At 43.1% G+C, this 13,183-nt stretch carries 7 protein-coding genes; 3 read left to right on the forward strand and 4 right to left on the reverse strand.

The annotated features are described in order from the left end of the window. The first annotated feature begins 12 nt into the window (after positions 1-12). The 3 genes from TI10_RS10275 to TI10_RS10285 all read left to right on the forward strand — a co-directional run bounded on the left by TI10_RS10275 (position 13) and on the right by TI10_RS10285 (position 8,082). Entirely contained in the window at positions 13-4,680 is a 4,668-nt protein-coding gene (locus TI10_RS10275) for a SpvB/TcaC N-terminal domain-containing protein (protein ID WP_049583208.1), read from the forward strand. A 65-nt stretch (positions 4,681-4,745) separates the two neighbouring features. Continuing rightward, a complete protein-coding gene (locus TI10_RS10280; protein WP_074525063.1) occupies positions 4,746-5,054 on the forward strand; it encodes a phage holin family protein in 309 nt (102 codons plus the stop codon). A gap of 163 nt (positions 5,055-5,217) precedes the next feature. After that, entirely contained in the window at positions 5,218-8,082 is a 2,865-nt protein-coding gene (locus TI10_RS10285; RefSeq protein ID WP_387554464.1) for an RHS repeat domain-containing protein, read from the forward strand. 199 nt (positions 8,083-8,281) lie between these two features. Here TI10_RS10285 and TI10_RS10290 read toward each other — a convergent pair whose 3' ends face one another. The 4 genes from TI10_RS10290 to TI10_RS10305 all read right to left on the reverse strand — a co-directional run bounded on the left by TI10_RS10290 (position 8,282) and on the right by TI10_RS10305 (position 13,133). Further along, positions 8,282-9,214, reverse strand: coding sequence for a helix-turn-helix domain-containing protein (locus TI10_RS10290; protein ID WP_279615319.1), 933 nt, complete (start codon positions 9,212-9,214; stop codon positions 8,282-8,284). A 217-nt stretch (positions 9,215-9,431) separates the two neighbouring features. Further along, on the reverse strand, positions 9,432-10,163 hold the full coding sequence (locus tag TI10_RS10295) for a hypothetical protein (protein WP_049583212.1): 732 nt from the start codon (positions 10,161-10,163) through the stop codon (positions 9,432-9,434). A gap of 100 nt (positions 10,164-10,263) precedes the next feature. Then, positions 10,264-11,010, reverse strand: coding sequence for a hypothetical protein (locus TI10_RS10300; protein WP_049583213.1), 747 nt, complete (start codon positions 11,008-11,010; stop codon positions 10,264-10,266). 1,208 nt (positions 11,011-12,218) lie between these two features. Further along, positions 12,219-13,133 carry a LysR family transcriptional regulator gene (locus TI10_RS10305; RefSeq protein ID WP_074525062.1) on the reverse strand — a complete coding sequence of 305 codons (915 nt, stop codon included), beginning with the start codon at positions 13,131-13,133 and terminating at the stop codon, positions 12,219-12,221. Positions 13,134-13,183: the final 50 nt, after the last annotated feature.

Below are 13,183 nucleotides of genomic sequence, written 5' to 3' on the forward strand. Positions count from 1 at the left end.
AAGGAGTCTTTCATGCAAAATTCACAAGATTTCAGTATTACAGAACTATCATTGCCCAAAGGAGGAGGCGCTATCACGGGAATGGGGGAAGCTTTAACCCCCACCGGGCCGGATGGGATGGCCGCGCTGTCTCTGCCGTTGCCTATCTCTGCCGGGCGCGGTTATGCTCCGTCACTCGCCTTAAACTACAACAGCGGCGCCGGTAACAGCCCATTTGGTCTGGGCTGGGATTGCAACGTTATGACCATCCGCCGCCGCACCCATTTTGGCGTTCCACATTATGATGAAACCGATACCTTTCTGGGGCCAGATGGCGAGGTACTGGTGGTAGCGGATCAATCCCGCGACGAATCGACATTACAGGGTATCAACTTAGGCACCGCCTTTACCGTTACCGGATACCGTTCCCGTCTGGAGAGTCATTTCAGCCGATTGGAATATTGGCAACCCAAGGCAACACCCAAGACAACTGGCAAAACAGATTTTTGGCTGATATATAGCCCAGATGGACAAGTACATTTACTGGGTAAATCACCACAAGCCCGGATCAGCAACCCGTCAGACATCACTCAAACAGCACAATGGTTGCTAGAAGCCTCTGTGTCACCACATGGTGAACAAATTTATTATCAATATCGGGCCGAGGATAACACCGGTTGCGAAGCTGATGAAATTACTCTCCATCCACAGGCCGCCGCGCAACGTTATCTACACACAGTGTATTACGGCAACCGGACAGCCAGCAAAACGTTACCCGGTCTGGATGGCAGCGCCCCACCACAAGCAGACTGGTTATTCTATCTGGTATTTGATTACGGCGAACGCAGTAACAACCTGAGAACGCCGCCAGCATTTTCGACTACAGGTAGCTGGCTTTGTCGCCAGGACCGTTTTTCCCGTTATGAATATGGTTTTGAGATTCGTACCCGCCGCTTATGCCGTCAGGTATTGATGTATCACCACCTGCAAGCTCTGGATAGCGAGATAAAAGAACACAACGGACCAACGCTGGTTTCACGCCTGATACTCAATTATGACGAAAGCGCAATCGCCAGCACGCTGGTATTCGTTCGTCGAGTAGGCCACGAGCAAGACGGTACTGCCGTCACCCTGCCGCCATTAGAATTGGCGTATCAGGATTTTTCACCGCAACATAACGCTCGCTGGCAATCGATGAATGTGCTGGCAAACTTCAATGCCATTCAGCGCTGGCAACTAGTTGATCTAAAAGGCGAAGGATTCCCCGGTCTGCTATATCAAGATAAAGGCGCCTGGTGGTACCGCTCCGCACAACGTTTTGGCAAAATTGGCTCAGATGCCGTCACTTGGGAAAAAATGCAACCTTTGTCGGTTATCCCTTCCTTGCAAAGTAATGCCTCGCTGGTGGATATCAATGGAGACGGCCAACTTGACTGGGTTATCACCGGACCGGGATTACGGGGATATCATAGTCAGCATCCAGATGGCAGTTGGACACGTTTTACCCCGCTCAACGCTCTGCCAGTGGAATATACTCATCCACGCGCGCAACTCGCCGATTTAATGGGAGCTGGACTTTCTGATTTAGTACTGATCGGCCCTAAGAGTGTACGTTTATATGCCAATACCCGCGACGGCTTTGCCAAAGGAAAAGATGTAGTGCAATCCGGTGATATCACACTGCCAGTACCGGGCGCCGATCCGTGTAAGTTGGTGGCATTTAGTGATGTATTGGGTTCCGGTCAGGCACATCTGGTTGAAGTGAGCGCGACTAAAGTCACCTGCTGGCCTAATCTGGGGCACGGACGTTTTGGTCAACCAATTACTCTTCCGGGATTTAGCCAACCAGAAGCGACGTTTAATCCTGCTCAAGTTTATCTGGCCGATCTAGATGGCAGCGGCCCGACTGATCTGATTTATGTTCACACAGATCGTCTGGATATCTTCCTGAATAAAAGCGGCAACGGCTTCGCCGCACCAGTAACTCTCCCCTTCCCAGCCGGAGTGCGTTTTGATCATACCTGTCAGTTACAAGTGGCCGATGTACAAGGGTTAGGCGTCGCCAGCCTGATATTAAGTGTGCCGCATATGACTCCCCATCACTGGCGTTGCGATCTGACCAACACAAAACCGTGGTTACTCAGTGAAATGAACAACAATATGGGGGCTCATCACACCCTGCGTTACCGTAGTTCCGCCCAGTTCTGGCTGGATGAAAAAGCCACGGCACTGGATGCCGGACAAATACCAGTTTGTTATCTACCCTTCCCGGTACACACCCTATGGCAAACGGAAATAGAGGATGAAATCAGCGGCAACAAATTAGTCACAATACTACGTTATGCACATGGCGCCTGGGATGGACGTGAGCGAGAATTTCGCGGATTTGGTTATGTTGAACAGAAAGACAGCCATCAACTGGCCCAAGGCAGTGCGCCAGAATGCACACCACCTGCACTGACCCAAGGCAACGCGCCTGAACTCACATCACCCGCGCTGACCCAAGGCAACGCTCCAGAACTCACACCACCTGCGATGACCCAAAGCAACGCGCCTGAACTCACATCACCCGCGCTGACCCAAGGCAACGCGCCAGAATTCACATCACCCGCGCTGGCCCAAGGCAATGCGCCAGAACTCACACCACCTGCGATGACCAAAAACTGGTATGCCACCGGAATACCCATGATAGATAACACATTATCGACAGAGTATTGGCATGGTGATCACCAAGCTTTTGCCGGTTTTTCACCACGCTTTACGACCTGGCAAGATGGTCAAGATATTCTGCTCACACCGGAAAATGATAACAGTCAGTACTGGCTAAACCGGGCACTGAAAGGTCAACTGCTACGCAGTGAACTGTACGGCGAGGATGGCAGTACACAGGAAAAAATTCCCTACACAGTCACTGAATTTCGCCCACAGGTACGTCGGTTACAGCATACCGATAGCCGATACCTTGTGCTTTGGTCATCTGTAGTTGAAAGCCGCAACTATCATTACGAACGTATCGCCAGCGATCCTCAATGCAGCCAAAAGATTACGCTATCCAGCGATCTATTTGGTCAACCGCTAAAACAGGTTTCGGTACAGTATCCACGCCGCCAGCAACCGGCAAGCAGTCCGTATCCTGATACGTTGCCTGATAAGTTATTTGCTAACAGCTATGATGACCAGCAACACAAATTACGGCTCACCTATCAACAGTTCAGTTGGCATCATCTGACCGACAATACCATTCTGATGTTAGGATTACCGGATAGTACCCGCAGCGATATCTTTGCTTATAGCGCTGAACATGTCCCTACTGGTGGTCTAAATCTGGAAATCCTAAATGATAAAAATAGTCTGATTGCGGAGAATAAACCTCGTGAATACCTCGGCCAGCAAAAAACCGTTTATACCGACGGGCAAAATGCAACGCCATCGCAAACGCCAACACGACAAGCGCTGATTGCCTTCACCGAGACAACAGTATTTAATCAATCCACACTATCAGCGTTTGATGGGAGTATCTCATCTGCTCAATTGTCAACGACGCTGGAACAAGCCGGATACCAGCAAACAGATTATCTATTCCCGCGCACTGGAGAAGATAAAGTCTGGGCAGCTCGTCGTGGCTATACTGATTACGGCACAGCCGAACAGTTCTGGCGGCCGCAAAAACAGAGCAACACTCAACTCACGGGCAAAATCACGCTCACTTGGGATGCAAACTATTGCGTCGTCACACAAACCCGGGATGCGGCTGGACTGACAACCTCAGCCAGATATGATTGGCGTTTTCTGACCCCCGTTCAACTCACGGATATCAACGACAATCAGCACCTTACCACGCTGGATGCACTGGGCCGACCAATCACACTGCGCTTTTGGGGAACCGAAAACGGTAAGATGACTGGTTATTCTTCACCGGAAAAAATATCGTTTTCTCCACCATCTGATGTTGACGCCGCGATTAAGTTAACAACGCCAATCCCTGTAGCACAGTGTCAGGTCTACGCACCCGAAAGCTGGATGCCCATATTAAAGAAAACCCTCAATAACCTGGCAGAGCAAGAGCGGAAAGAGTTATATAACACCCGAATCATCACCGAAGACGGACGCATCTGTACCCTAGCTCACCGCCGCTGGGTAAAAAGCCAAAGTGCAGTCACCCAGCCAATCAATCTGTCAAACGGCAGTCCCCGTTTACCCCCTCATAGCCTCACATTGACTACGGATCGTTATGACCGCGATCTTAAGCAACAGATTCGTCAACAAGTAGTATTCAGTGATGGCTTTGGCCGTTTACTGCAAGCATCTGTACGACATGAAGCAGGCGAAGCCTGGCAACGTAACCAAGACGGCGCTCTGGTGACAAAAATGGAAGATACCAAAACGCGCTGGGCGGTTACGGGACGCACTGAATATGACAATAAGGGACAACCGATACGCACCTATCAACCCTATTTCCTCAACGACTGGCAATACGTCAGTAATGACAGTGCCCGGCGGACAGAAGAAGCCTATGCAGATACCCATGTCTATGATCCCATTGGTCGAGAAATCAAGGTCACTACCGCAAAAGGCTGGTTCCGTCGAACCTTGTTCACTCCTTGGTTTACTGTCAATGAAGATGAAAATGACACAGCTACTGAGGTGAAGGTAAAGAAGAAAGAATGTAAAGAAGGTAAAGAAGGTAAAGATGTAATTTGATCAATCCCGCCCGGTTGAAGGGCGGGAAACATAACATAATATAGAGGTGAAACGTGTCATTCATAATGCCGTCAGATACTCAACTTATGAGTTGGTTGATCATTGGTTTTATTGCGGCCTGGGGCGGATTAGTAAGGTACCTCATTGATATACAAAACAAACAATGTAAATGGAATTGGATCAACGTACTCTGTCAACTCATTATCTCCTGTTTTACCGGTATATTGGGAGGACTGCTGAGTTTTGAAAGCGGCGGCAGCCCCTATATGACTTTTGCGATTGCCGGGCTATTTGGCACCACGGGAAGTTCTGGATTGAACTGGATCTGGCGTCGCCTTTTTATGCATTATCGCGATGATGGAGGAAAGCAATAAGGCATTCCCACTGCCGCAAAAACCATCTGTCTCCGGCAGTTAAACCGGGAAATTACCTACTACAACTATTGTAAGAAAACGAATATATAGAAAAACTAACATGCAGATAAAAACTGCGATTGCAGAACAGATGACACACAACGCCCCAACAACGAGGTAAATCATGAAAAACATCGATCCTAAACTTTATCAAAAGACCCCTGTCGTCAACATCTACGATAACCGAGGTCTAACGATCCGTAACATCGACTTTCACCGTACCACCGCAAACGGCGATACCGATATCCGTATTACTCGCCATCAATATGACTCCCTTGGGCACCTAAGCCAAAGCACCGATCCGCGTCTATATGAAGCCAAACAAAAATCTAACTTTCTCTGGCAGTATGATTTGACCGGTAATATTTTGTGTACAGAAAGCGTCGATGCTGGTCGCACTGTCACCTTGAATGATATTGAAGGCCGTCCGCTACTGACAGTAACTGCAACAGGTGTCATACAAACCCGACAATATGAAACGTCTTCCCTACCCGGTCGTCTGTTGTCTGTTACCGAACAAATACCAGAAAAAACATCCCGTATCACCGAACGCCTGATTTGGGCTGGCAATAGCGAAGCAGAGAAAAACCATAATCTTGCCAGCCAGTGCGTGCGCCACTATGACACGGCGGGAGTCACCCGATTAGAGAGTTTGTCACTGACCGGTACTGTTTTATCTCAATCCAGCCAACTATTGAGCGACACTCAAGAAGCTAGCTGGACAGGTGATAATGAAACCGTCTGGCAAAACATGCTGGCTGATGACATCTACACAACCCTGAGCGCCTTTGATGCCACCGGCGCTTTACTCACTCAGACCGATGCGAAAGGGAACATTCAGAGGCTAACCTATGATGTGGCCGGGCAGCTAAACGGGAGCTGGTTAACCTTAAAAGACCAACCGGAACAAGTGATTATCAGATCCCTGACCTATTCCGCCGCCGGACAAAAATTACGCGAGGAACACGGCAATGGTGTTATCACCGAATACAGTTATGAACCGGAAACCCAACAGCTTATCGGTACCAAAACCCACCGTCCGTCAGATGCCAAAGTGTTGCAAGATCTACGTTATGAGTATGACCCGGTAGGCAATGTCATCAGTATCCGTAATGACGCAGAAGCCACCCGCTTCTGGCACAATCAGAAAGTGGCGCCGGAAAACACTTATACCTACGACTCCTTGTATCAGCTTATCAGCGCAACCGGGCGCGAGATGGCGAATATAGGTCAGCAAAGTAACCAACTTCCCTCCCTCACCCTACCTTCTGATAACAACACCTACACCAACTATACCCGTACTTATACTTATGACCGTGGCGGCAATTTGACTAAAATCCAGCACAGTTCACCGGCGACGCAAAACAACTACACCACAAACATCACGGTTTCTAACCGGAGCAATCGCGCAGTACTCAGCACTCTGACCGAAGATCCGGCGCAAGTAGATGCTTTATTTGATGCAGGCGGACATCAGAACACGTTGATATCAGGACAAAACCTGAACTGGAATACACGCGGTGAACTACAACATGTGACATTGGTGAAACGGGACAAGGGCGCCAATGATGATCGGGAATGGTATCGCTATAGTAGTGACGGGAGAAGGATATTAAAAATCAATGAACAGCAGACCAGCAGCAACTCTCAAACACAGAGAATAACTTATTTGCCGAGCTTAGAACTTCGTCTAACACAAAACAGCACGATCACAACCGAAGATTTGCAAGTTATCACAGTAGGAGAAGCGGGTCGGGCACAGGTACGAGTATTACATTGGGATAGCGGTCAACCGGAAGATATCGACAATAATCAGCTACGTTATAGCTACGATAATCTTATCGGTTCCAGTCAACTTGAATTAGACAGCAAAGGAGAAATTATTAGTGAGGAAGAGTACTATCCCTATGGCGGCACGGCATTATGGGCAACAAGGAAGCGGACAGAAGCCAGTTATAAAACCATCCGTTATTCAGGTAAAGAGCGGGATGCCACCGGACTATATTATTACGGTTACCGATATTATCAGCCTTGGGTAGGACGATGGTTAAGTGCCGATCCGGCAGGAACAGTAGATGGGTTGAATTTATATCGGATGGTAAGGAATAATCCGGTTACTCTGCTTGATCCTGATGGATTAATGCCAACAATTGCAGAACGCATAGCAGCACTGCAAAAAAATAAAGTAGCAGATTCAGCGCCTTCGCCAACAAATGCCACAAACGTAGCGATAAACATCCGCCCGCCCGTAGCACCAAAACCTACCTTACCCAAAGCATCAACGAGTAGCCAATCAACTACATACCCCATCAAATCTGCAAGCATAAAACCAACGACGTCGGGATCATCCATTACTGCTCCACTGAGTCCAGTAGGAAATAAATCTACTCCTGAAATATCTCTTCCAGAAAGCACTCAAAGCAATTCTTCAAGCGCTATTTCAACAAATCTACAGAAAAAGTCATTTACTTTATATAGAGCGGATAATAGATCCTTTGAAGACATGCAGAGTAAATTCCCTGAAGGATTTAAAGCCTGGACTCCTCTAGATACTAAGATGGCAAGGCAGTTTGCTAGTGTCTTTATTGGTCAGAAAGATACTTCTAATTTACCTAAAGAAACAGTCAAGAATATAAACACATGGGGAACAAAACCAAAATTAAATGATCTCTCAACTTACATAAAATATACCAAGGACAAATCTACAGTATGGGTCTCTACTGCAATTAATACTGAAGCAGGTGGACAAAGTTCAGGGGCTCCACTCCATGAAATTAATATGGATCTTTATGAGTTTACCATTGACGGACAAAAGCTAAATCCACTACCAAGGGGAAGATCTAAAGACAGGGTGCCTTCACTATTACTTGACACACCAGAAATAGAAACAGCATCCATAATTGCACTTAATCATGGACCGGTAAATGATGCAGAAGTTTCATTCCTAACAACAATTCCGCTTAAAAATGTAAAACCTTATAAGAGATAACGAAAAATTAATATTCTTTATCTACTTTTAATAGCCCTCTTGAACTTACACTCAAGGGGGGGAAACCAAATAAGAAACCATCTTTAATAACAAGCCATGAAAGAATATTTATTTCATGGCTTGATTACTTTTAACATTCAATATTAAATAATTAAAACAATATCTAACCAATTAAAATAACAATACCTTATTTATCATATTAAAATATCAAATCAGAAATTAATGAATTTAAGGGTTCTTTATATTTATTTCTGAGAGCATAGGCACAATACCTTACCGATGGCGCTGGACGTGATTCAAAATCCAGAAATGCTATATTTTCATCAATATGGGCAGAATAGCGCATTTCATTGGGAGTCATTAAACTTATCGCGACACCCGCTTTTACCAGATCCAATCTATTAGTAAAATCAGGGACCGTCAATAACGCTAAATTTTGGTATTCAGGGAGATAATTCAATGGCATAAAATTATTGCATTGTTTTAAAAAAGCACTATTATGCTGAACAAAAGGAAAACTAGATATTATTTCATCAGCGTGACTTTCTGGTTCTAAAATATCATGGGATACAGCAAGAGACAGCATTTGATAAGCACCATCTATCCTGATGATATCATCATTATCTGGATAACATTCAGTCGTCACATAAACTGTTATATCCCCTTTCATTAAGGAAGAAAATACCGCATCTTGCCTTATTAAATCATCAATTAGAAAATTGTTGATTATACAAATATCGCGATAATGATAACGTTGCACCGCTCTTTTTACGACCGTAGATATTTTATTAACATATTCTCCACTTGTGCCAATAACCAGTTTGTCTCTGTTTGATAATTTATAATTTCTACGACAATTCCAATTATTCTCAACTTTCAGGATCCTTTCATAACACGGCAGCAACTCTTGATATAGTGCCTTTCCCTCTTCTGTGAGCTTGGTTTTTCCCGGTAGTCGCTCAAACAATTGACACCCCACACGCTGTTCCAGTTGATATACGAGCCTGCTAAGTGGAGAAGGGGTAATACAAAGCGTATCCGCCGCTAACGTGAATGACTCTTTCTTAGCTGATTCCATAAAATACTTTAGTTGCTTTGAACAAAATATCATCACATACCCTCTTGTTTTCATTCCAGAAATAGAATATTAACCATAGAACATGACAACGATGTTTCTACTTTGCATTCTTTTACATTAGGACATGCGTTAATGGACATTGAATTTCACTACATCAATTGTTAATATTTATTTAATACTTGCACAATAATTATAAAATAAATATAACTTAGTTAATTATTTCTTGATATTGATCATGGTAAGTTTTCCTCAATACCTACAGAAGTAGATATTATTTTATCTTCCAGTAATCTATCGTTTGGCGACGGAGGTCGATTCTTCCATTGGGATATTCAACCCATTCGCCGCCTTTCTTATTAATTACAGTGATTTTTGGCATTTTGGTTTCATCCAACTTAGGTTTATAGGTGATTTTCCATTTAGCACCCGGTGTTAACTTCAACCTAAAGGGATACATACCAACTTCACCTTGTAAGAATATTCTGTTTGGTCTACCTTCAACGACTTTCAAAATGGGGTAAATAACCGGGCTAAAATCAATCGTATCCAATGCATCAATTTCGCTGATATTTGTCCGGGCTGCATCATTGATAAATGCGATTAAATCGGTTGCTGAATACGGAATAGCATCTTTCACTAGATGACGGACATCGGTATAACTCACTGACACAAAGGCTCGGTCAATCTTCCACTTACATCGACCGCCACCATTAAAAGGTAGTTTTGCCTGAAAGTAACCGGTTTTCGGATCAGCTTTTACATCCAGACGTAATCCGTTATAAGTTGGTACCTTAAAAGGCGACATATTGGAATCTAAACGATATTTAAGGCAATCTTTTGAGATATACACAGCGGATACATGCGGCTGTGTGTATTTAGGTGCGACTCCTTCTACAGTAATCCACTGATTCTCTTTGGGAGGAGAGAGCGGCTCATTTGGGTCAGCACAGCCTGATATTAAAATCACGGATAAGACAGATAAGTATTTCTTGATATTTATCATGGTAAGTTTTCCTCAACTCCTACAGCGTTATCTGCATGTGTGTCCAATTCCAGATCTTCCTGTTTATCTATTTAGAAATAAATAAGCTACGCTGATAGCATTACTTCATATTTCCATACATGAATCGAAAATCGACTTCTTGAGTGCCGTTATCAATTTTGCCGCCCGGATATTCAACCCACTCGCCGCCTTTCTTATTAGTCACCGTGACCTTCGCCATTTTGGTTTCATCCAGCTTAGGCTTAAAAATAATTTTCCATTTAGCTCCTGGAGTTAACGTGAGTTGAAAAGGACGCATTTTTAATACTTCACCTTGTAAGAATATTCTGTTCGGGCGACCTTCAACGACTTTCAAAACAGGGTAAATAACCGGGCTAAAATCAATCGTATTCAATGTCGAGATTTTGCTAATATTCATCTGGACTATGCCATTGATAGATGCGATTAAACCGGTTGCTGAATACGGAATAGCATCTTTCACCAGATGGCTGACATCAGTATAACTCACCGATACAAAGGCCCGGTTAATTTTCCATTTACATCGTCCCCCTCCATTAAAAGGTAGTTTTGCTTGAAAATAACCGGTTTGTGGATCGGCCTTCACTTTCAGACGAAGCCCATTATAGGTCGGCACTTTAAAAGGCGACATATTGGAATCCAGACGATACTCAAGGCAATCCTTTGATATGTATTCTGCGGATACATGTGGTTCGGTATATTTCGGCGCTACCCCTTCTACCGTGATCCATTGATTTTCTTTAGGAGGGGAAAGCGGCTCATTTGGGTCAGCACAGCCTGATATTAAAATCACTGACAAGACAAATAAGTATTTTTTAACATTTATCATGGTAAGTTTTCCTCAATTCCTACAGCATTATCCGCATAAATATCCTGTCAAGAATAGCGTTCATTGATTTCGTCACCAAAGAAACAAGATAGTAAAAATCCTATTACCACAGATAAAAAACACCGCTTATGCCGTGAGTAATAGTGAGTTGAGCGACAGGGATACAGCAGTGCATCCCCATCAATTAGTCCCTTTGAATAAAGGGAACAGAATTTGAAATTTCCGTCATACCGTCCATATTACGGAACTTAGATTATGATTATTAAATCACCACCAAATGGCAAGAAAAATTTTCATTTTTTAATTTACGAAGAATGAATTTGTAAGAAAGTGTTACAAACTTAATAGAAATTAATTTACTGTTAATCTAATGAAGGATGAAATTATAAAAATAACCCATTTCTCAGGGACAACAATCCACAATATATAGAACCACTGGTCCTCACTTAATTTCCTGTCAGGAGTAGAAATATCCTGATGACTCAGTCGATGACATACAGCAATGTCATTGGTATTGAGACTACCGACTGTTTAATAAATTTCTTTTGTCTTTAATGGCGAGATACAAGTGATTCACTATTTAAGCACTATCGATAAATAAGATTCCAAAATAGCGCCATATCTTACACCACTCATAATTCTATGTATAACAATTGGTTAAATAGGATCATGTGTAACAGGATTATGAAACGTTATTTATATCAAATCTATCAATTATTTTATATATAGTTTCACAGTCACACTCGCTATCTGGTACCTTCATAACCAACTGCCCTCCCTGCGCTACCTTCTGATAACAACAGCTACACTAACTATACCCGCGCCTATAATTATGACCGTGTGAAAATTCAGCGTAGTTCACCGGCCACGCAAAATAACTACACGAAATATTGCTCCCCAGAGAAACACCGTTCGAGGTTGTTTCAATGAAACATCAAGGTAGAGACACCTATGTATTATTACAAGATATTAAACCCTCTGCGATTACTCATAGGAATGTACGTAATACTTATACAGGCAACTTCACGTCATCCAGAGAAAATTAAGTTGTACAAAATAGACATCAACTAATATAGTAATAGAAAATCCCCTGAAAATAGATTCAGGGGATTTAATAAATTAACCAAAAATCATAATAAAAATTTATTTCATTATTTTAGGATAAATATTTAATTAGCCTAATAATGAATTATTACTTAAAGTAATTCCTAAACAATCAAATCGGAAATTAATAAATTCAATGGTTCTTGATATTTATGCCTGAGAGTATAAGCACAATATTTCACTGAGGGTGTCGGATGCGATTTAAAATTCAAAAAGGTAATGCCTTTATGAAGGTCAGCAGAACAGAGCACTTCATTCGGTGTCATTAAACTTATCGCGATACCTGATTTCACTAAGTCCAACCGATTAGTAAAATCAGGCACAGTTAGCAAAGTTAAATTCTGGTATTCAGGTAGACAATTCAGTGAAATAAAATTGCCGCACTGTTTAAAGAAAGCACTATTATGCTGAGCCAAAGGCAATGTATATATAATATTATCAGCGTTACTTTCCGATCCTAAAATATCATTAGCTACAGCAAGGCGCAAAGTCTGATAAGTTCCATCCACTCTGATAATATCATCGTTGTCAGGATAATGTTCAGTCGTCACATAGACGGTTATATCTTCCTTCATTAAAGAAGAAAATATTGTCTCTTTTCTTGCCGAATCATCAACCAGAAAATTGTTTTTTATGTAAATATCACGATAATGATAACGTTGTACCGCTCTTTTTATCACTGCCGAAATTTTATTAATATATTCTCCACTTGTCCCGATGACCAGTTTGCCGGTGTTTGCTAATTTTCCGCTTCTACGATAATGCCAATTATCCTCAACTCGCTGAATTCTCTCATAACACGGCAATAGCTCCTGATATAATGCCTTCCCCTCTTCAGTGAGTTTGGTCCTTCCCGGTAGTCGTTCAAATAGTTGACAGCCCACACGTTGTTCCAGTTGATATATGATCCTACTTAGAGGAGAGGGAGTAATACAAAGCGTATCCGCGGCTAAAGTAAATGACTCTTTTTTCGCTGACTCCATAAAATATTTCAAGCTCTTTGAACAAAATAGCATCATATATCCTTCTTATTTTAATTCATTGTTCCATCCGAAATAGAATGGAATGT

Origin of the sequence: Photorhabdus luminescens subsp. luminescens, from assembly GCF_001083805.1 — a bacterium.
Classification (GTDB): Bacteria; Pseudomonadota; Gammaproteobacteria; order Enterobacterales; family Enterobacteriaceae; genus Photorhabdus; species Photorhabdus luminescens.

Coding starts and splice junctions, on each gene's coding strand:
- TI10_RS10300 (WP_049583213.1), bottom strand. CDS start 11,010: ATGATAAATGTTAAAAAATACTTATTTGTCTTGTCAGTGATTTTAATA.
- TI10_RS10295 (WP_049583212.1), bottom strand. CDS start 10,163: ATGATAAATATCAAGAAATACTTATCTGTCTTATCCGTGATTTTAATA.
- TI10_RS10305 (WP_074525062.1), bottom strand. CDS start 13,133: ATGATGCTATTTTGTTCAAAGAGCTTGAAATATTTTATGGAGTCAGCG.
- TI10_RS10275 (WP_049583208.1), top strand. CDS start 13: ATGCAAAATTCACAAGATTTCAGTATTACAGAACTATCATTGCCCAAA.
- TI10_RS10290 (WP_279615319.1), bottom strand. CDS start 9,214: ATGAAAACAAGAGGGTATGTGATGATATTTTGTTCAAAGCAACTAAAG.
- TI10_RS10280 (WP_074525063.1), top strand. CDS start 4,746: ATGCCGTCAGATACTCAACTTATGAGTTGGTTGATCATTGGTTTTATT.
- TI10_RS10285 (WP_387554464.1), top strand. CDS start 5,218: ATGAAAAACATCGATCCTAAACTTTATCAAAAGACCCCTGTCGTCAAC.